Here is a 19,553-nt window from a genome sequence, read left to right as displayed (position 1 = left end):
TCGCCGGTTCCCTCACAGCCCGCCTGCCCCGCACGGAACCCATCACCAAACCTGTCCTCCTGAAAGGAAAACCCCGATGTCCGACTGGAACGACGTCATCACCGTCCTCAACCACGACCCCGCCATCCGATCCTGGACACCCCTGCCCGGAACCACCCACGCAGCACAAGCCACCATCACCACACCAGAACACGGCGAGATCGCCATGATCCTGGACAACGGCACCAACAAGCACTGGCTCCAGCTCCTGATCACCGTCTCAGATAGCACCGCCGCGAGGGTCTGGGAAGCCGCCGGCCGGTCCCTGCAGGACACCCCCGCGATCGGCCTGGCCCAATACGGCGAGAGCATCGTCATCCGCCACGGCATCCTGCTCCCCCACGCCACCCCCCACGCGATCACCAACGGCATCACCCTCACCATCACCGCCGCGACAACCCTCTTCGACACCACCACCAACAACCAACCCGTTTAGGCCCGGCCCGGCACCACACAAGGGCGAAACCCTCACCCACAGATATGAACACACGCCACAACGGGGACGGGGGAAACCCTAACCAGAGTGAACACACCGCCCGAAAGGGCAAAGCGGTGGAGGGGGAAACCCTGACACAGACGAACACACCCCGCAGCCGGCGGGGCACCGGCACCACGGCAACACCCCCACAACAAAAACACCCAGACAGAGGAGCACCACCATGAACACCACCACACCCCGGACCAACACCCCTCTCCGTGCCATCCGGAGCACCGCCGCGGCCGCGGCCCTGACAGCACTGCTCCTCACCGGCGCCGCCGCCCCCTCCCACGCCGCGACCGGGCACACCGTGAACGTTCAGATCGGGACCGGGGTCTGCCCGGCCGGCGGAACCGTGAAAGCCATCCAGTTCGGATCAGCCGACGCCCTCACCTCCGTCCCGAAAAAAACCGGGAACAGCGCCAGCATCAAAATCAAAACCGGCACCCGCTACATCACCTTCACCGGAGTCGCCTGGTGCAAAACCGCCTGGTGGCGGCCCCTCACCCCCTCGTACTTCTCCAAGCGCGTCTACGTCAAAGCCACCCAAAACACCATCCACCTCTAACCCCACAGGGGGGTCGGAACACCGACCCCCCTCACCCCTGGGGGACCGGACACACCCGGCCGCTGCCAGCCAACCGCCCGGTCGAGGACGTCGTCATCAACAGNCCAAGCGCGTCTACGTCAAAGCCACCCAAAACACCATCCACCTCTAACCCCACAGGGGGGTCGGAACACCGACCCCCCTCACCCCTGGGGGACCGGACAGGGGTGAGGGGAAACCCTTCAACAACCAGAACATCCGCAGTGAACCCAATTAGCCACACACAGAAGAGGGAACCCGCCATGACCACCACGCCCGCCCGCCCGCAACCCGCTTCCCCGCAACGGCCCGCACCCCGCCGACAGCCCCGGAACCCCGGCTGGCCCGTCCTGCAAGGACTGTGCGTGGCCCTCGCGGTTCTCGGCCAGGGAATCCTCGCCTACGCACCCATCACGGCCATCGCAGCAAATACCGTTCTGGCCCTCACCCTGGCCGTCAGCGCCACCATTCACAGCACCGCGACCGCCTACGCAGCAGGCCGGATCTGGAACGACCGGCGCCCCGCAGCCCTGGCCATGGCCCTCTCCTGGGCTCTCCTCGGGGCCGCCCTGAGCACCTGCTGGTACCTCATCCCGGACATCACCGGCCCCGACACAGCAATATTCACCACCGCCACCGAACACGCCCAGGCCCTTGAAAAGCTCCAGACCACCTACCACCTCAGAGCCCTTCTCTACGCAGCCCTCTACACAGGGACCGGCGCCCTGACCATCCTCTGGGCACACCGACACACCACAACAAACACTGAATGACCGCGGCATCGACCTAAACAAAACAGGCCCCACCTCGAAACCAGTATCGAAGGAGCAGCATGAGAGTCCCCAAAACCCTGATCGTGGCCGCCGGAACCGTCGGCATCGTCAGCGGCGCACTCTGGGCCATCGAACCCCGCCTGCCCAACCAGGACCCACCCACCCAGCAACAAGTCCAACAAGAACACCACGACCGGCAAGTAGGTGACCTCGCCGACGCCGACCAAGCAGACAAAGACCGCGCACGCGACGAAGCCACCGACCACATCAACGCCGAAAACGCCCAAAAAAACGGGGCCCACGAACCCCGCTCCAAAATCAGGATCCGCCTCCCATGAACCCCTTCAACCAACCCCCACAAACCGGCGACCTCGTCGCCGCCCGACGCAACATCAGCTGCACCCTCACCGAGGAATACACCAACTCCCCCAGCGTCCGGCAAGGCACGCGCGGGCTCGTCCGCAAACGCACCGGCAACCAGCTCACCGTAGCGTTCGACACCAGTTACGGCCTGACCGAAAGCACCGTCCACGCCCGAGACTGCCGGCTCATCCAACGCACCGCTGATGAAAAACGGTTCATGGAATGGACACAACTCAAAACTGCCGTTCGGATCGGTGCGCTCATCACCCTCATCGCCCCAATTCTTTGGTACGTCGTCGTGTATTGGGCCCAGACCGGATCCCTTGACGGCGTCATCGAAGCACTCATCGTCGCGGCCCTCGAATCCGCCCTTGAACTTCCCGGCCTCATCTTGGCCCACCCCACCCAAACACTCGTCTGGATAGCTGTAGGCGCCCTCGTAACCCGGATCGCTCTCGGCCCCCGACCACGCCGAAAACGACGTAAACAACGACGATAGACAGCACTATCTCAACCTTCAAATACAATCGCAGCAAGCAAGCAGCGCAGAAAAAAAGGGGGGCGGGCATGGCGTCAACGGATGAGCAGCTCACCGAGATACCAGACGAATCAGGACTCAATGCGCCCGGACCTCAGGGAACGGCGGATCATCGCCCAAATTCATTCGTGACGCACGTCGACACCAGCACATTCCTTAAGATCGCCGAAAACTATCTGAATCAACACAAAGCAAAACTTGACATCAACACTGGCCAGCTCGATCTTTCCTTCCCTGAGGCCTCACAGCTCATGGCAGAAGCACTGGCAGAAATCCTGCCCGTGCGAGGGAAGATTCTCGATATTAGAACCGAATTGCCTCCGGAGATCAGCAACGCTGCCGTCTTGGGAACTACGGACCAGAACGGCAAGAAATCACGTCCTTGCAATATCGCATTCGGTTCGACGTTGGGAAAATTGCGCACAGAACGGATCCGGGCAGGAATACGCGAATCCATCCTCAAAATGGCAACCCATCGAGATGCCGAAGGAAAACGCCGTTTGCACACGGAACTAACGTCCTTCAACGCAACCCAGATCAACTACACCAAGGTAGGTGCCGGAAACGCTTATACGATCGAGGGAGCGATCAAACACGTGGTCGATAGAGTCGCCGTAGCCTCGGATCGTGGAGGACCAGCTGCTCTGGCGCCAGACATTCTTGCCCGCATCGTTGCGTCCAGAGCCACCGAATTCAGCATCGCTAGCTCACGGTTCACCACAGTATCTGCCGCCGCCGCCCCCGCAGAAAGTGGCCTCCACACAAATGGCCTCAATGATGAGGCCCATAGTCCTCTGGATGATTTGTTGCGTTGGGATGACTCCATGGAACCCGAGGCGCTCCCGAACCTGCAACGGGCCAAGGACTTAGCCGAGCAATGCGCGATGATGGACTACCTCACCCTCGAACAACTCGACCAACTCTCTGATGACGTTGCCCGGCGAATCCACCATCCGTTCGGTCTGACGGAAACTGATGGACATGCCGCCATGCTCACCGCCTTCTATCTGTACACAGGAGAGGCTCCATACGCGGCCATGCAGCAAGCTTGGACATACGCGAGCGCATCCGACGCTGCCCAGCATTTCCGGTCTAGCAGGTACGGGCCGTTGATGGACACTCTCCAGTCGGCTCTGGTCAAAGCAATACAGAAAAGCCCTGTGCGTTGGATGGGAAGGGTGGATGTGCGGCCGTCGGTCATGGATATGTTGCGGCTCCTGGCCGCAACAGTCTTCACCGCTCGCACAGAAAGCCCTCAAGAGCCGGTGTGGCCCAAGGGTTTGCTGGATGCAGTTCTTCATCGCTATGGGGTCAGCGACGAAGATGTTCCCGGCGCGGCCAGGCTGTTGGAGGGATCTTTCTCCCTCGAGCGTTCTCTTGCCGGGGAAATACAATGGTGGGAACCTTCGCAGAAATGGAACACAGTCGGTTGCCGCGTCTTGGAGCGCGTCGCCACGTTTGACTACAACATGACTGGCGGGGATCTGGAGGACCTCAGAGCGCGGGCCAGTTACGTCCTCCCCGCCCAAAGGCTCTCTGAGCTACGCGACAACCTTGTTCGGGCCGAAACAGAGTTTCCCCAGACTGTCCGAGAGGGAAAGAACCGGAGTCAATTCACGCATGGATCTGTCGAAGAAACCAACGCGTGGCTATGGAAATTCGGTCATCTGCAAGCAACCACATTCTTCAAGAAATTCAAGAACGAGAGAGAGAACGCTCACCGAGGGGTACGGGGCCTCGAAGGTGAACGAAACGGCACAGGCGTCAAGGCAGTTCCTACACCCCGTCAAAGGTCTGGAAAACTCCAAACACCGAACAACTGGTTCGTCCTCGCAACCAGCACATACGCAACCAGCATGCTGAGTAAAAGCAGTGGGTCATCAGCGAGCGCTCATCCAGGCATGAGCGCTGCTGAAACACGATCGGCAGCGGCCTCATTGCTAAACATCCTCGGTTACGCGAAAAACTACCCAGCCACGAGGCCTGATCCCAAGCAAGAGATACCTGAATGGATCAATGAACGGGTGGAAGAGTTCAATGCCCTCGAAGAGGACATCGAACAAGTCATTGACCCCTACGAAACGAATGTGATGGCCATCCTGTTGGAAGTTGCCGTCCGGCTTAGCATCGAAGAGGAGGCCGATGAATGACCACCGACCAGACGCAGGTACTGAGTCTCGAATCCAATCTTGACGCCTTCCGTGTGCAATGCTTTGAGCCTGGGGCCGCGCCCACCGTCAGCATCAGCGCCGGTGACAACATCACCGTCGAAATCGACATCACACGCCCCAGTGCGCCTGTGTCCGTCTCGGTCCACGACACCTATGCTGCCGCCGGCAGCCTCTACGAAATCTTCGGCGCCCCAACCGGCAGGGAGCTCATCCGACGAGCCAGGATACTAGCCGATGGCGATAACCAAGAAGGGCAAGCGAGTCCACCTCTTACGTTCACACCCGGCTCCGCCTGGAACGGTCTCCTAGCTGCCGCCTATCAGCAATGGACCCTTTACTGGAATCCTCTGCCGCTGGACAAGTCTCTGAACGCCCTCGACATCGTGGCCGCTGGCCACCTTAATCGTGCCTTCGATGGGGCCGAGACTGCGCGCCTCAACGCAGCTGAAGCGCTTCCGGCTGCTCGTGCTCTTCAGCGACTGTTGGACGCCGGCCTCATCGACGAAATTGCACTCAGCCCGGTGCGTGCAGCGCTCGACGCCCTTGATGAAATCCTTCCAACTGGAACGCCAGGAGGGGAAGACCCATACACTCTGCCTTTGCCCCTGTCCGAAATGGACCGGGACGCTATCCTCTACAACACCTCGGCGACATCAGCCATACAGGTCCCGGGTTTACTGCTGATCGGGTCCCCAGACTGGCGTCTCACCGGGCACGGTGAAGCGTCCACCGCAGAAGACACGATCCGCGTTGTTACGCACGCCCGCAACCCGCACGCCATTACTGTCACCGTTCCCACCCAAAGAACAACAGCAACTGATCCAACGGCCCACTACCATGCCATCGTCACAGAGCCGCACACCGGATCGTTGATCGCCCACGTCCCGCTCAAACCAGCCTCCGGAGACATCCTCGCCGGCCACAGTCTCCCCGCACGAGCAATTAGGCCAACCGATTATGTCGACATCCGTCACCGTGACATTCCCGGCTACCCGGAGCCGAGTCCCGAACAACGCCACATCGATCGCACCAAACGTGTTTCGGCCCGGAATCACATCCAGGACCGTCTCACGCTCAACCTTGTCAAGGGAGCACTGCCGGCCACTCTCACGGAACTAGCCCACGCCGGACGTCTCCTTATTCTCGAGGAAGCCCGAATCGACGACCTCGACCTCGCTTGGTTCAGGCTGGAGGCTTCGGATTCCATCGCGGTCAGAAGCAGGGGCGAGGTACGTCGCATCTTCAAGGCCAAAGATCCAGCCACACGTACTTCATTTACGATGATGTTGTTGCCCGACGGGCTCTGGCTGGTGGTCATCAGTCCTGGACCGCGCGTTAATTCCGCTGTACTCCGCTGGGAAACCAGATGGAGTACAGGTGAGATCACACGTCATGAATGCGCTTTGGACGAAACTGACTCAGTGAGGATCGTTGCTCCTATACTGGACGCCACGCCTGTCATGATCAGATCTGTCGATGAGTAGCCGTAGTTGCCTCGAAGGAAGGTGGATCCGGTGAGGTCAGCTGATATCCAACTTGCTAAGAGTCCTCGTCCCGGTCTGGCGCACCTTTGTGACGACCTTGGTCTTCAGCGGAGGTCTTTTGCCCTGAACGCAGTCCTCGAACGGGCAGCCCTCTACGCGTACGCGGATAAGAGGCTAGTGTTTGGGACTCAGCACATATTTGAGTCGATGCTAAACGCGGCGGACGAAGAACAATCACGTTTTCTTCCCACGGTCCACGCTTGTGGAATGGACCTGTCCTTTTTCAGTTTCAAAGGAGACGTAAACCGTCACGAGGCGTCGGAGCTTCAATTAGGGGAGCAGGAGCGATACCTGAAACCAGACCACGGCGCCAGTCGCGTTCTGCGTCTGGCCAAAACCCTCGCGTCCAAGTCAGGTGAACCGGCCATCGACACTGTGCATGTTTTCCGGGCAATGCTGGAGGACAAGGGTCATGGTGGGAGCAAGGAACTGAATCATTGGATGGATTCATCGAACGTTACACAGTCAGCGCTGATCGCCAGTTCACGTCGGCTGAACGCATGGCAGTGTTCCCTCGATACCTTGCCCATGACACAGCTGGGTCACGCTGGTCTACAGCGTGGCTTCCCTCCCCTGGCTATAAACGTCGGCGGTAAGACCGTAGACACAAAACGGATAGCCAAACAACGCCGCTTGGGCATCCTTGGCGGTGGATTTACACCTAAACTCGAACTCTTCACGCCGCTCGGTTTGGATGTCACCCGTTGGTACGTCCTCAGCCAGTGTTTTCAATTCTTCATCGGCATCGTACTTGTTCTCGGGGTAGTTGAAATTATTCGCAGCGGCCATCCATGGTGGGTGATTTTTGGCCTGATTCTCGCTGTTTGGGACACCACTTCGACTCACTGGAGTGTTACCTGGATATTCCGTTTAATCAGCTTGGTGGTTCTCTTTCTAGGCGGCCTGTATCCGTGGCTAGGTTTGGTTGCTGTTGTTCCCTGTTACTTTGCGCTAAATACGTGGCTGACTATTTTGATCCAGCGCAGAGAGACGAGAAATCCCGACTACGACCGCGAACTGATGGCCGAAGACCGATTGTGGGCGGCCTTAGGGTCTTTCCCAAGCAAGTCCCAGTAGGGGCAAAGGCATGCCGGGAGATCTACCTACAGATGTGGACATAGCTCTGCCAAACAGCCGGCGTGATCATTGCACCTCTTCTTTGATCGTCCAACGCCCTGAGCTGGGCATCGCGTAATGCCTCTGCTGGTTCTGCCGCGATCGTCATTCGCGTCGTGACCTCGTGGTCAAAGTCTGATGTTTCCTCGATGTCAGGCAATTCGAAAAGGGTGCAGATTACATCGTGGGCGCCAGCGAGAAGTACTCCGATGGCAAGGCCAAACCACTCGAATTGGCGATCCACGCCCTTCGTGTCGGTTGCTGTAACCCTGACACCGAGGCTGGAACAACCTGCTAGAACTACCCTTGAGGGCATGGGAAATTGTGCCGTGCCGTCTTCATCCCGTCGGAGCAGCTCACGCATTGTTAGACGTTCACCGTTGGCCAGCATTAGCCCAGAGCTCGCGGGCTCGAACAGCTCTCCCTGATGAACGTGTCCAGCGAAGTAGGCGGTGGCCGGACCTGTGATCGACTGAAGAAGTTCCTTTAGAACTTCCTGGTTTACGTAGCCGCGTCGGCGCTTGCGGGCATACGGCGGAAATCGTGCAGCATATGTCAGCCGGTCTTTGGGTGGAGTGTCCCTTGTCTCGTTGGGCGTGACGACCGCCAGTGACAACGGATATAGGGAGGAAAGCGACATCGGTGCATCGCGCCATGTGCTGGCCACCGCAGCGAAGGACGGCACATAGGAAATGAGTGCCCGCTCCACAAATCGCACGGACGATTTCGTGTCTAGCGGGAAGGCAGCGATTGGCAGGCTGGAGAGCCTTCCGCCCAAGCCGACAATTACGCGGAGAGGGTTCTCGCGTGTGCGGGCAAGAAGTTTTTCCCGAAGTTCGTCCGGGATCAGGGTCTTTGCTGCTTCCCCAAGAAGCAGATACTCATCCGTCTCATACTCGGGCGTCGCTTCTGTGACTGCACTCTTCTCGAAGAGAGGACTAGCTGCCTTACGTAGAGCAAATTTCTCTGCCCCCTCCGTTGAGGCTCTGTTGGGGATCGACTTCAACAGACGATCGACTGGGCGGGCAATGTCTTGGGTGGGGAAACGGTCGTAGTGGAACATGCCGTCACTTTCAAGGATGAACCACTGGAACCAGTCGCCGCATTCAATGCCTCCCCAGTAGATTTCCGAGGACGATGACCGGAAGTTGATCGCCCTTCGGAGTGGAAGGGGCTCAGTTGAGGCATCTGACACCCATGATGAATGCGCGACAGTGATGGAGGGGGCGGCATCCAGTAAGTCGGCCTTCTGTGCGTCCTTTGGTGCTGCAGCCAAGGTCCCGAGCAGGACGTCAAATATGTCAGCCGTGGCTGTGCCGGCGGCATCTCGGACCCGGGGTACAGCCTGGGCCTTTGCAGCTTCTATCAGTTCGACAAGCAGAAAGCATCGGCTGTCGGGGGAAACTTCCAGCCACGCCAGGTCGAAAGCCAGTGCGAAGGCCCTGCTTTGAATGAGTTCCCAGCTCCCGCGCCAAGCGGACGTGGGTAACTGGTAGCGGATACTTTGCATAGCTCGCAGTGAAGACAGGATGTAGGCCTGAGCATGCTTTGAGTCTCCGGCAAGGTGCAGAGCCCGCGCCATAGACAACTCGGCCAAGCACCTGGGAATGACGTATGTGCCCCCAACGAGCGACTGGACGGCTGACGTAAGCAGATCTGTAGCCCGTTCAATGTCGGATCGCGGGTCCACTTCCTTGACGTATTGGGCACTGAGCAGTTGTGGACCTGTACCAGTCTCATTAGCGTCGAGGAGGATGTTTGCTAGGAAGATCTGGCGTTCTGCGTGCTCGTCTTCACGCATGACGTCTCGATGACCTTCCATCCACATCGCCAAGGCTCTGGCCGTATCGCCTGCGTCAGACAACTCGCCCATGCCTACTCTGAGGCGGAGAAGCCATACTTCAGTCTCGTGAAGACGGGAAAGATCTGATGTCCTAATCGCCCTCCACCGATATTCAGCAATCATCTTTTGCAGATGGGCGTTATCGATCTCTAGAGCCATGGATAGGCGGATCCGAAGTGTCTCAGCGCGCCGCAGCCAGACCGCATCCGCCCTCCGGGAAAGTTTTGACTCAACCGCGTCGAGAAGTCGCAGGGCTTCTTCGGGGCGGCCAAGCGCAACCAGCACTTCAGCCCCTTGAAGACGGATCCATCCGTGGATACGCCGCCTACGCGTCTGTTGGCTCAGGGCCACTTCTAAGAGCTGCAGTGCCTCAGTGGAGTGCCCCGTGCGGGCGGCGACAAGTGCACGACAGATGGCAATGATGCCCGCACAATCCGTCGGTAGAATGCGTACACGGTCCAGAAAAAGGCTTGCAGAACTTGGATCATCGCCGATTGCTTTGTCAACGCCTATGAGAAAGTCAGTCAGGTGACGCTTTGCTAGGAGGCCGGCCACTCGGGAGATGCCCAGGAAGGTCATTGACCCCCTCATTGAGGAGAAGTTCATAAGCAGAAGGACCGTCCCCAGGCCCTTAGCCGTGAGGCCCGCCAGAACCGCGAGCGCTAGGGCCCAAACGCTTGAGTAGCCAAGAACGATGCTCAACACTGCGCTGGGTATTCCGATGGTGACCGGTGCTTGGAAGAAGGACCTGGCGGCCTTGTTTCGCGCGCTTGCCCGGAGACTGGCAACTGTTAGACCGCCGAATAGTGCAGGAATTATGCCCACCCCAATGGACAGGGCCACGAGAGTCGTCAGTGAGGAGGAGAAGCTTCGAACAATGAGGGGGTGCCACAGCATCCAGGCCACAAAAATTCGGTCTTGGTCAACAAGCCACTCTCCTGGGCTAGTTGAAGTCGAGCGAAGTGTTTTCATTCGCTTTCGTTGTGCCCACCAATCTGAGAGCAACAGGAATACATGGAGTCGTGGATGCGCGTTGCTGGTGGCGATGTTCAATATGTCAGACAGCAGCACAGGCGTCTCTACCGACCGATCATGCACTAGCGAATCTTCTTGAACCTGAATCGTGGGACTGTCAGGCACAAGTACCTACATTCCAGATTCGGTGAGTTTCGGTCCGAACCAAGCCGCCTTTTCGACGTCGTCCCCGATGTACTCAGCCCCGTAGGGGAAGTAGACAAACACCGGACTAAAGTATTCCGATAGCTCCCCCTTCGCAGGGTTTGGAAGCCGTTCGACGGCCAGCAGCTCCCGGACGTCAGTGGTAACCACGTCTGGCAGTTCAAGACGGAGATGGTGGGCAGCCATGCGCCGGACAATCGTCTGAGCCAAGGAACCTGAATCAAACGTCTTCTCGAACGTCAGCTCAACGTCGTGGAACCAGACACCCCCGTCCCCGTCGTCCATCGATTCCTGGAATTTCAGCTCCAACGTGCATTCATTGAGCAGGCTCTGCTTCGGCCTGAAACCTACCGACGTGATCCAGGGGAATCGAAGGTGGCCCACAATTTGGTGTCCCGCTGCCGGTGGTTTGTTCTGAACCAGGGCAACACGGGACTCCGTCACGAACATCTGAAAATGAAAAAGCCTATACACGGTCTCGCGATTACGCAGGGCCCGTCCAATGGCCTCAAAGGACTCCATATTGCCCGGAAATGCCGTCGTGTACTGGATATTGGCCCGTACTGGGAATGGACCGAGAACATCACCGTCTTCAGGTGAAGTCCATAGGCTCCCGTCAGCCCTGAGAGTCGGCCACTTCCGGTCGTAGTACTTTCCCTCGTTGCCATGCTCCCGGTCATTAAGTACTACGAAATATTGATCGTTTGCCATCACATGCCCCCATGCTCAAGGAACTACTGTATTTAGGAAGAGTGTATTTCAGGATTTCGACTACAAGCCCGAATCCACCAAACATGTCAGAACAACTGTGAATCTCAGCGCCACGAGGCCGTACGTCCTGACTGGGCTCATTTGGTTAGTGCGTGAGTTTGGCTGCGGATGGCATCGAGGACGGCTGGCTGTTCGGTGGCGACGTCGGAGGCGAATGTCTGGCGTGACGTGAACACGTCGCCAACGCATTGAACAGGACCCGCGAATCCGTTCCCACCACGCGTCCCGGGCCGCGGCGCCCGGAAGACGCGTCCGTGCCGCCGCCCTGCGGCGCAGTCAGCATTGCTCCCGCAGCATATCCAGCGATGCATCACGAGTCGCGGTCAGAGAATTCCCCTCTACTCAGGACCGGGCGATTCCAGCAGGAATCGTGATCGGAGGCTGGCCTGCAGTGTCGACTTCATCTCGCTCATTGCGGCTTCGATCGCTAGTTGTGGATCAATCATCGAGTCAGGATCACGGTCATAGACGACACCGGCAACCCGCCCTGCAGCCCAGCGCATCGCGGTGAAGTAGACCCGGCTGCTCTCATCCCACAGTCGTACCCAGGCCTCTGCGTCAAGGCCGGTGGAATGCGCCATGCGGACCCAGAGCAACCGCCCTGACATAAGCCGGAAAACATGGTCGGAGTGCGGGCCGTCCTCCGGTTGGAACGCGAGGTCGGAAAGCAACGACCGAGAGACAGTACTGTCCGCTCGTGCCCAACGAAACATACGCTTCGGCCAGTCACCTGCCCGCTCAGGCACATCTATGTTTTCCCACGGGTCAGCACGGATCTCTCTCAGAATTGATAGTGCGCCCTCGGCCGAAATCCGATCCTCGATGGGTGACAGTGCAGCCACGAGATCCGCAGAGTCCGGCCGGCCGGCCGCGGCCAACACGGCCGGGAGCAGCGTCCTCGTCAGCCAGTCGAGAACAGCGAACCCGGCTTCCCTCGGTGTCCGGGGGGGCGCCTGCGGCGGCCCTTCCCCCCAAACGGCCGGTCGCCAAAAGGAACGGACCAGTTCGTCGCGCAGCGGTGGGAGGACCAGCTCCTGGAGGGCATTGACGACGATGTCCCCCGGTTGAGGCGACCAGTCCCTTGACTCGCTCACAGCGGAAAGCAGGAGACCGGCCTCATTCGTGTTCCCTGTTGCGGCGGTGTGGAGCATCTCCCGCCTCATCGCCCTGCACCACGCCCCCATGGCCGAATGGGTCTCAGTCCATTGGTAACGGTAGGTTTTCCATTCCGAATCCAGATATGACACAGCGGAGCGCATCTCCGCCCGCCCCCGCCTAACAAGAACCTCGAAACGGAATTCGCCTTCTTCGACCAAGCCGTTCGTCAAACACCACTGCGCCGCCAGCTCCGCAGCCTCATCCGATCCCTCGGACGCGGCCTTACGGAACCACACGCCCGATTCCAGCTCGCCTTTATCCTGCAGCAGCGCCGCCAAACCGATCATGGCCTCGGCCCGGTGGGGCCACTGGTCCCGTCCGCCATTCCGGAGCGCGGACCTCAACACTTCCTCAACACCATTAAGGTCACCTTGGCCCTTCAAGCGGCGGCTCACCGATAGTGCCGCACCGGCGTCACCAGCCAGCGCCGAAACCCGCTCGCGTTCCCAATCGTCGGCATCTCCGGCGCCGAAAACCAGGTCCAGTTCCCAGTCCTCGGCACCAGCAGCCTTCGCCGCAGCCCGTTCGCGGTGCCGATCCTCGGCATCCCTCTTATCGAGCCGGGCAGGTGGCCTCCTCGATTCGGCCCGCACCCTACGTTCCTCGTTCTCGCGCAGCACCGACTGCAGGTGGAACGCCGCGTCCGCGTCCGCTGCCTCAAGACATCGGACAGCGAAGTCCCAGTCACCAGCAACGGCCTTCACCGCCGCCAACCGCACAGATGCCTCTGCGTCGCCCGCCGACGCCTGGCGTTCAAGCGCTTCGAATATCTCTGAATCCTCCACCGTTTCCCCCTGGGTTTCTGACGTGAACCTACCACCACAACCAATCTTGTTTAGCCCAACCGACGCACCACCTCCCTCGACGCACGATAGGAGTGGGACCAGGAACAGACGAGCCTGAGTGGTCTGGGCCGGCCTATTTTGGGGACGGTGGATGCTCGGCTTGCCCCGGTCTCCCGATCCACCGCCGTGCTTTGTCTAGGTCGGCGGTTGTCAGGCCATGCTGAGGCTGCGTGGTGACCAGCAAGAGCGGGAAGCGAGATGAAGCCGCCAGCTCGTGCGCATCTCGTCCGTGGACGTCGTCAATCCACACGACCATTACGACGTCGTCGGGAGATTCTGCGATGAATCGTGTGACCCACCGGGACAGCTGCCGCAGCTTAGGAGTCTCTGCGGCCGGATCACCGGATCCAAGCGGCATCCTCAGAGTAGTCCCTGCGATTCCCGTCTGCTGTTCGAGTTGCTCAGTCACGGATAAGCTGCAGCTCGTCCCCCATACGATTGTTCCCAATGTCGACGCCTCCGCGAGCAAGACCCGACGGTCATTGGGTAGTAACACTATGTGCTCTTGCTCGATGCTGTCCCACTTCCTCACGGGATTGAGCACTCCATCGACATCCATGAGAATAAGCACCTGCCTTCGCTCCATGGCCCGACCCTAACAGGGGGGCGGAACGTTTGGTCCCGCTATCGCTAGGGCAAATCTCGTCGCCCAATTCCCCCGCAGGCACTTTCCCCAGGAACCATCCGGGCAGGCCGCCCCCGACCGCAGCACCAGGGCCGACTGGCGGACTTAGTTCGGCGGGCTTGTCCTAGGTTCGGCGCCGCGCCCGGGCGCTGACGGCACGCCGTGACTTTTCTGTGGACGGCCGTCCCCCGCGCATCCACAACGAGCAACTGCTGCGGCACGGCCTCTGTGTAGATCGTGTGCACGGCCAAATCCTGGGCTTCCAGCCCGTCGCCCCGTTGTCCGACCTGTACCCCTACGATGGTCTCCCCCACGGAGAGGAGGGCAGGAGAATCATGGACGAACAACCGCGGCCACGCGCCAGCAGCTGGCAGATCGCCGGCGTCTGGATCTCCGCCGCTGCCCTGCTGATTGCTGCCGCCAGGGCAGCCATCGATCTATGGCAACTGCTCAGGTGAAGGCCCAGGCCGACCGCCCCTGCGAGGAGGCGGGCGTAGGGTGATTCCGGGAGGCTAGGAACAACAGGACTGGGGTCGGGGGTTATGCAGCTCACCATTCGGATTTACAGAGGCGTGAAACCGTTGGTGCCCTCGATGAAGTCCGATGTAGAGGGGTAGCCTGTGCCGTCGGCGGCAATGGTAAGTTCTTCGGCCGTTTTGGTCTCCACGGCGCTGCCGGCGACGATCTCGGTACCGGAAAACTTGACGCCGTCGGCCGGCGCGGAGTCCGTGGCCGACTGTTCGATGTTACCGGCGCCTGTTTCCGTTCCGTTCTCAGATGCCGGCTGGTTGAAATCGAATGTTTTCAGAAGGGGATTATCCGGCATCGGGATCTCGTCGTAGTTTCCGCCGGTACCCGAGGTGACGATATCCGCCTGCCCGTCGCCGTTACCGTCGAAGTAAGAGGTGGTCGTGCCGTTCGGATCGACGTGCTCGGTGTAGTTCGTCTGTCCGCTGCCGGTGAGGTCAATCGACACCGTATCAATGACCCTGTCCCCGTCCGTGTCTGCCGTGAAAGCGCCTGTCTCACCGTCAAGGGCCTCAAGCATCGGGGACGCATAACTTTGATCAACGGTCCCATCTATCGCACCGGGCCGAGGAGATACTCCTTCGCTGTCGGCCGGCATATCCAGGAACTCTTCCATGACTGCTCCAGAGATAGTCTTTTGTTAGTGGAGTCTCAGCAAACGTGAGTAATAACCGTGATATGCCCCCCTGACTATGTCAATCCTTTTTGGCCCCGGCAGGACGGTTATGTCTGGCCCCACCAAAAGTCCTCAAGCTCTGTTCCTGGACGAACCAGCGGAGTCACTGAGCCATAGGAGATGCAGGTAGCGGATCCCCGACACGTGTTGGTTAGAGAAGCGGACCTGCATGTCCGGCGACAAGCAGCCAGCCCTCTTCTTCATGAACCCATACTTGCGTCATAGGCATGCGGTAGGGCAGTGGCCCAAGCCCGCGCCACCAGGGACGAGGTGCGCCGGCTTATCGGTGGAGCCGGACCTCGTCGGCAGCTCATTGACTTGGAAGCGCAGGCCGGGGCCTGATCAGGCGGCGAGGGCGTAAGAACCAGACCGATATCGGGCGCGGATCGGTATTTCCAAGGTGTATCAAATGCAGCGCTATTGGTGATCGATTCGACGCATGAATCGGTCGAAGGGTGTACCGGAGGCGTGCCTTCTCTGGGCGGCGCAGTCCGCAGCAAGTGGGCAAAGCGTTACTAAAATCAGTCCTAGATCTCCTCGCGTCAACAACGCCGCTTCCATTCTCCGGACCACGAACTACCGGAATTGAGCCGAACCCGTAAGCTAACGTCATGACCGCGTCGAGCTTTCTTTTCCAGGACCGATCTTGGCGAACAATAGTGATCCCTTGGGGCACAGACTTCAACTCACGCTTGCGAAGTGCCGTCGCGGACGCGCCCCCTGAAATAGCTAATCCGGCAATCCCTTCGGAACTTGATAGATACCGGATCACGAACGATAGTTCGCTTAGCCTCCTGGACTCGCGTCAGGTCGAGCCGAACGGTCTGTTGCCCTTCCACATCTGCGCCACGGCGTTCCGAAGTTGGGCTCCCGCCGAGGAGGAACTCCTCGACTACCAGCGGCAGTGGATAACGCATCCCGAGGCCACCTTGGAATTTCGGCTAGTCGATAATTACCTTTACGCTCTCATCTGCGTTTACCAATTCAATCTGGCGAACCTCTCTCTGGTTGACGAGTCGAGCGACTTCTCCATGCTCCAAGGTGCCCTGTCGAGCATCCAGAGGGTCCGTGGCCTACTCCAGCAGGCGGTCCCATTCGAGGCGTCCCTAAGGGATGACCTCAACGGCTTTCCTTGCCCGACCGAGCAGGTTCGCAACGCCGTCGAGCGCGCCACCGCCACCCACGCCGCAAAGATATCAATACCGCCCTTTCCTCGGCTACCGCCCACTGCTCGGCTGCATCAATCTGCATCTCCTCTGGATAATTAAGTCCTATTCGGTTCAGTGGTCGTAGGCCGTCAGTGAGCGTTTTCGGGGGTTCGTTGGTTTCCGGCTGTGTCCATGGCGGTTCGGCGCACGAGCAGCCGGTCGGCCAAGCTCCAGAGCACGTAGGCGGGGCCGCTACAGTTGTCCAGTGAGACCCAGTGCACCAACCCCGACATGCACTATTGGTTTTGGCTGCCCATCGTTGTTACGTCGTCGGTGACGAGGCACGTAAGAACTGCCATGTCCCCGATCACCGTGATATCCGCCTGCTCAAGGGTTTGGGCGTGCCACGTGTTCTGGCCTTCTATGTTGGACCGAAGGTACGTCTCCCGATTGAACTGGTCTCCTTTATGGGATGTCCAGCAAAACTTGGGGTGCAAAAGCCGACTTAGCGTTTCTCCGTCACGTCGCGCCAGGGCATCTGCGCGCTTTAGTGCAGCACTCAACACTTCGTGATCGGTCATTGGTCCAGTCTGTCAGTTATTGCTGAACGCTGAACATCTGCCGCAGTGTCGAGTGCCCATACTTTCCCCAGGACGGTCGTAACCATGATCGACCGATTAGCTCGCGCTCTGTTGGGCGATGGTGTGGGCGAGCCGGTAGGAGTCCGTGCCGGTTTCGATGATCGTGCCATTGAAGGTCAGCCGGTCCACGATCGCGGCGCACAGGCGTGGGTCGCTGAAAGTTTTGGTCCAGCCGGAGAATGACTCGTTCGATGCGATTGCGATGGAATTCTTCTCCTCTCGTTCGGTCAGGACCTGGAACAGGAGTTCGGCGCCCCGGCGGTCCAGTTCCATGTAGCCAAGCTCGTCGATGCAAAGCAGGTCCACGCGGCCGTAGCGGGCGATGGTCTTGGCCAGGACCTTTTCATCGGCGGCTTCGACGAGTTCGTTTACGAGCCGGGTAGCGAGGGTGTACTTAACCCGATAACCCTTCTCCGCGGCGGCAGTACCGAGTCCGATGAGCAGGTGGGATTTGCCGGTTCCGGAGTCCCCAATCAGGCAGAGGGGTTGTCCTTTGCGGATCCATTCCCCGGTGGCCAAAGTGTGCATGGTGGCGGAATTGATGTTCGGGTTTGCATCGAAATCAAAGTCCCCGAGCCACTTATCCCGGGGAAAGTTCGCAGCTTTCACACGGCGGATGGACGAGCGCCGGTCCCGGTCGTCGCACTCCGCCAGCAACAGCTCGGCCAGAAATCCCTGGTAGGAGAGTTGTTCCTTCCCGGCGACGGTGAGGGCTTCGTCCAGAACCCCACGGATGGTGGGCAAGCGCAGCCGGCGGCAGGCCTGGTCCACGGCGGCAACCGCTGCCTGTTCGGTCAGGCCGCGGCGCCGGCGCAGAGTCGGGGTGATGGTGGTCGTCGGTGCGGTGGGGCTCATGAGATGTTCTCCTTCGACGCGGTTCCTGCAGGGTGTTCGGAACGTTTGGCCAGCAGCTCGTCATAGGCACTGACCGAGGGCAGGGGCCGGGCGTCAGGCGGGAGCCCGGCAATGACGGCGGCGGGGTCCATCAGCCGGCGCTGGGTGAGACTGACAACCCGTTGCACTTTCAATTCGCCGTGAGCACCGGGATGACAGTCGGAACTGGCCCCACCCCATGAAGATGCCGCGGCGTGTCTGCGGGCTTCGACCGCGACGACGTCGGCACTGACAGCACCCACCCCCAGCGCCGCAGTGATGCCTGCATGGATGTCTCCTGCGTCCATCGAGCGGTGCAGCAGCAGGACGTCGATGAGTTCACGGGTCCCCTCGGCGTCACCGTTGACCCGGCGAGAGGCAGCCCAGAAGGCCTCATGCGCGCTGGTGAACGCACCAGACTCCCGCGCCCTGGCCAAAGCAGTGGAGCCGGGAAGGGCGCCGGGTTTGGTCTTGAGTACTTCGAGATAGTGATCCAACTGGACCGATTGCCCGGACCGGGCAGCGACCCGCTGATGCCTGGCGGCCACGGTGCGGCCGTCGAAGACCACGAGCTCGGACGCCCGCAACGAGACCCGGACCCTCCGGCCGATGAGCCGGGCCGGGACGGAGTACTTCACCATCCGGACCGTGACCATCGAAGACCTATCAACTCGGGGTGTTAGCACCAGACCTGGATCAAATTCCCCCGCCGGCAACGAGGCCAAGAACGGCCGTTCAATCTCGAAGTCCTGACCGATGGTGCGGATCCTGTCATTGATCCGCCGGTGATCGTCCTGGGCTTCCCATCCCCGGATGCGGTCATTGAGCTCATCCAGGGAACCAACGACTGGCATGGGCGAGAGTCTGTTGCGCCGGAACCAGCCCACCTCGCCTTCAACTCCGCCCTTTGCATGGGCGCCTGCGATGCCAGGCTGGCAATAAAAGGGATCGAAGCCGTAGAACGAACGGAACAACACCCACCGGTCGTTCTCATGGCGCTGCCGGCCTTGCCCGAACACCACAGCGGTGACCGCGCTGGTGAGATTGTCGTATCGGATGTGTTTAGTCGGGATGCCGCCAAGAACGTTGAAGGCCTCGATGTGGCCCTCGAGAAAGGCTTCCTGGGCCTGAGTCGGGTAAATCCGGTGAATGGCTCTGCCCGAATGCGACAGCCGGAAGATGAACATGTGGCACTTCGTCTTCACCCCGTTCAGCACGACATAGACCTCGCCGAAGTCCACCTCGGCTTCGGCGCCCGGCGCGTGTTCCTGAGGAACAAACACCTCAACGCGGCGTCCGGCCTCCACATCAATCTGGGCCCGACGGACCCTTACGTAATCACGCACCGTGGAATACGAGAGCTCCTGCGCACCGTGCTCTTCGATGAGCCGGGCCAAAATCCTTCGTGCGGTATGACGCTGCTTCCGCGGAGCCGTTGTATCCTCGATCAGCATCGCGTCGATCGCGCCCTTGAACGGCTCCAGCCTCCAGGACACCCCTTGTCTCTGTTTGCGCTCCGGAGGGGCAGCTGAATCCAGTGCCTGCCTCACAGTTCTTCTGTGGACTCCGTACCGGGCGGCCAACGCACGAACCGACAGGCCCTCAACCCGGGCGTCCCTTCGGATCCGCGCGAACAACTCCACTCTCGACTCCATTCA

Annotated in this window: 17 protein-coding genes; 9 read left to right on the top strand and 8 right to left on the bottom strand. The window is 59.9% G+C overall.

What is annotated here, in order from left to right; all coding sequences use genetic code 11:
• Positions 1 to 76 precede the first annotated feature (76 nt).
• From ASF98_RS06220 to ASF98_RS06185, 8 genes are all read left to right on the top strand, one after another.
• The gene (locus tag ASF98_RS06220; RefSeq protein ID WP_055799018.1) at positions 77 to 475 is read left to right on the top strand and encodes a hypothetical protein; all 399 of its coding nucleotides are present in this window, start codon (positions 77 to 79) and stop codon (positions 473 to 475) included.
• Between the two features lie 223 nt (positions 476 to 698).
• Positions 699 to 1,085 carry a hypothetical protein gene (locus tag ASF98_RS06215; protein ID WP_055799014.1) on the top strand — a complete coding sequence of 129 codons (387 nt, stop codon included), beginning with the start codon at positions 699 to 701 and terminating at the stop codon, positions 1,083 to 1,085.
• 281 nt (positions 1,086 to 1,366) lie between these two features.
• Positions 1,367 to 1,876, top strand: a complete 510-nt coding sequence (locus ASF98_RS06210; RefSeq protein WP_156372313.1) for a hypothetical protein — start codon at positions 1,367 to 1,369, stop codon at positions 1,874 to 1,876.
• A 59-nt stretch (positions 1,877 to 1,935) separates the two neighbouring features.
• Positions 1,936 to 2,214, top strand: coding sequence for a hypothetical protein (locus tag ASF98_RS06205; RefSeq protein WP_055799006.1), 279 nt, complete (start codon positions 1,936 to 1,938; stop codon positions 2,212 to 2,214).
• Complete coding sequence (locus ASF98_RS06200) at positions 2,211 to 2,738, top strand: hypothetical protein (RefSeq protein ID WP_055799003.1); 528 nt, start codon at positions 2,211 to 2,213, stop codon at positions 2,736 to 2,738. Before ASF98_RS06205 ends, ASF98_RS06200 begins: the two co-directional genes overlap by 4 nt.
• Positions 2,739 to 2,806: 68 nt before the next feature.
• Positions 2,807 to 4,927, top strand: coding sequence for a hypothetical protein (locus tag ASF98_RS06195; RefSeq protein ID WP_156372312.1), 2,121 nt, complete (start codon positions 2,807 to 2,809; stop codon positions 4,925 to 4,927).
• Positions 4,924 to 6,432 carry a hypothetical protein gene (locus ASF98_RS06190; RefSeq protein WP_055798998.1) on the top strand — a complete coding sequence of 503 codons (1,509 nt, stop codon included), beginning with the start codon at positions 4,924 to 4,926 and terminating at the stop codon, positions 6,430 to 6,432. The genes ASF98_RS06195 and ASF98_RS06190 overlap by 4 nt, the downstream gene beginning before the upstream one ends.
• Before the next feature lie 267 nt (positions 6,433 to 6,699).
• Entirely contained in the window at positions 6,700 to 7,569 is an 870-nt protein-coding gene (locus tag ASF98_RS06185; protein WP_156372311.1) for a hypothetical protein, read from the top strand.
• Positions 7,570 to 7,591: 22 nt separating this feature from the next.
• Here ASF98_RS06185 and ASF98_RS06180 read toward each other — a convergent pair whose 3' ends face one another.
• The 4 genes from ASF98_RS06180 to ASF98_RS25135 form a co-directional block, all read right to left on the bottom strand.
• Complete coding sequence (locus tag ASF98_RS06180; protein ID WP_082506736.1) at positions 7,592 to 10,423, bottom strand: CHAT domain-containing protein; 2,832 nt, start codon at positions 10,421 to 10,423, stop codon at positions 7,592 to 7,594.
• A 174-nt stretch (positions 10,424 to 10,597) separates the two neighbouring features.
• On the bottom strand, positions 10,598 to 11,341 hold the full coding sequence (locus tag ASF98_RS06175) for a hypothetical protein (RefSeq protein WP_055798987.1): 744 nt from the start codon (positions 11,339 to 11,341) through the stop codon (positions 10,598 to 10,600).
• 398 nt (positions 11,342 to 11,739) lie between these two features.
• Positions 11,740 to 13,344 carry a hypothetical protein gene (locus ASF98_RS06170; RefSeq protein ID WP_055798984.1) on the bottom strand — a complete coding sequence of 535 codons (1,605 nt, stop codon included), beginning with the start codon at positions 13,342 to 13,344 and terminating at the stop codon, positions 11,740 to 11,742.
• A gap of 133 nt (positions 13,345 to 13,477) precedes the next feature.
• Positions 13,478 to 13,963 carry an HAD domain-containing protein gene (locus ASF98_RS25135; protein WP_442854029.1) on the bottom strand — a complete coding sequence of 162 codons (486 nt, stop codon included), beginning with the start codon at positions 13,961 to 13,963 and terminating at the stop codon, positions 13,478 to 13,480.
• A gap of 401 nt (positions 13,964 to 14,364) precedes the next feature.
• Here ASF98_RS25135 and ASF98_RS25000 point away from each other — a divergent pair, with 401 nt between their 5' ends.
• Entirely contained in the window at positions 14,365 to 14,487 is a 123-nt protein-coding gene (locus tag ASF98_RS25000) for a hypothetical protein (RefSeq protein ID WP_268760415.1), read from the top strand.
• Between the two features lie 104 nt (positions 14,488 to 14,591).
• Here ASF98_RS25000 and ASF98_RS06155 read toward each other — a convergent pair whose 3' ends face one another.
• The 4 genes from ASF98_RS06155 to istA all read right to left on the bottom strand — a co-directional run bounded on the left by ASF98_RS06155 (position 14,592) and on the right by istA (position 19,550).
• Positions 14,592 to 15,173, bottom strand: a complete 582-nt coding sequence (locus ASF98_RS06155; RefSeq protein ID WP_156372310.1) for a hypothetical protein — start codon at positions 15,171 to 15,173, stop codon at positions 14,592 to 14,594.
• Positions 15,174 to 16,677: 1,504 nt separating this feature from the next.
• Entirely contained in the window at positions 16,678 to 16,962 is a 285-nt protein-coding gene (locus tag ASF98_RS06145; RefSeq protein ID WP_082506735.1) for a nuclear transport factor 2 family protein, read from the bottom strand.
• Positions 16,963 to 17,058: 96 nt separating this feature from the next.
• Positions 17,059 to 17,877 carry an IS21-like element helper ATPase IstB gene (gene istB / locus ASF98_RS06140; protein WP_055798967.1) on the bottom strand — a complete coding sequence of 273 codons (819 nt, stop codon included), beginning with the start codon at positions 17,875 to 17,877 and terminating at the stop codon, positions 17,059 to 17,061.
• Positions 17,874 to 19,550, bottom strand: coding sequence for an IS21 family transposase (istA, locus tag ASF98_RS06135; RefSeq protein WP_055798966.1), 1,677 nt, complete (start codon positions 19,548 to 19,550; stop codon positions 17,874 to 17,876). The genes istB and istA overlap by 4 nt, the downstream gene beginning before the upstream one ends.
• Positions 19,551 to 19,553: the final 3 nt, after the last annotated feature.

This window comes from Arthrobacter sp. Leaf337 (genome assembly GCF_001423745.1).
In the GTDB taxonomy this organism is placed as follows: domain Bacteria; phylum Actinomycetota; class Actinomycetes; order Actinomycetales; family Micrococcaceae; genus Arthrobacter.
This window is presented reverse-complemented; position numbering and strand designations above follow the sequence as displayed.

Bases quoted from the DNA above. Each gene is read 5' to 3' on its own strand.
- ASF98_RS06210 (WP_156372313.1), top strand. From the start codon at position 1,367: ATGACCACCACGCCCGCCCGCCCGCAACCCGCTTCCCCGCAACGGCCC.
- ASF98_RS06155 (WP_156372310.1), bottom strand. From the start codon at position 15,173: ATGGAAGAGTTCCTGGATATGCCGGCCGACAGCGAAGGAGTATCTCCT.
- ASF98_RS25000 (WP_268760415.1), top strand. From the start codon at position 14,365: ATGGACGAACAACCGCGGCCACGCGCCAGCAGCTGGCAGATCGCCGGC.
- ASF98_RS06180 (WP_082506736.1), bottom strand. From the start codon at position 10,423: ATGAAAACACTTCGCTCGACTTCAACTAGCCCAGGAGAGTGGCTTGTT.
- ASF98_RS06215 (WP_055799014.1), top strand. From the start codon at position 699: ATGAACACCACCACACCCCGGACCAACACCCCTCTCCGTGCCATCCGG.
- istB (WP_055798967.1), bottom strand. From the start codon at position 17,877: ATGAGCCCCACCGCACCGACGACCACCATCACCCCGACTCTGCGCCGG.
- ASF98_RS06190 (WP_055798998.1), top strand. From the start codon at position 4,924: ATGACCACCGACCAGACGCAGGTACTGAGTCTCGAATCCAATCTTGAC.
- istA (WP_055798966.1), bottom strand. From the start codon at position 19,550: ATGGAGTCGAGAGTGGAGTTGTTCGCGCGGATCCGAAGGGACGCCCGG.
- ASF98_RS06185 (WP_156372311.1), top strand. From the start codon at position 6,700: ATGGACCTGTCCTTTTTCAGTTTCAAAGGAGACGTAAACCGTCACGAG.
- ASF98_RS06175 (WP_055798987.1), bottom strand. From the start codon at position 11,341: ATGGCAAACGATCAATATTTCGTAGTACTTAATGACCGGGAGCATGGC.
- ASF98_RS06200 (WP_055799003.1), top strand. From the start codon at position 2,211: ATGAACCCCTTCAACCAACCCCCACAAACCGGCGACCTCGTCGCCGCC.
- ASF98_RS06220 (WP_055799018.1), top strand. From the start codon at position 77: ATGTCCGACTGGAACGACGTCATCACCGTCCTCAACCACGACCCCGCC.
- ASF98_RS06195 (WP_156372312.1), top strand. From the start codon at position 2,807: ATGGCGTCAACGGATGAGCAGCTCACCGAGATACCAGACGAATCAGGA.
- ASF98_RS25135 (WP_442854029.1), bottom strand. From the start codon at position 13,963: ATGGATGTCGATGGAGTGCTCAATCCCGTGAGGAAGTGGGACAGCATC.
- ASF98_RS06205 (WP_055799006.1), top strand. From the start codon at position 1,936: ATGAGAGTCCCCAAAACCCTGATCGTGGCCGCCGGAACCGTCGGCATC.
- ASF98_RS06145 (WP_082506735.1), bottom strand. From the start codon at position 16,962: ATGACCGATCACGAAGTGTTGAGTGCTGCACTAAAGCGCGCAGATGCC.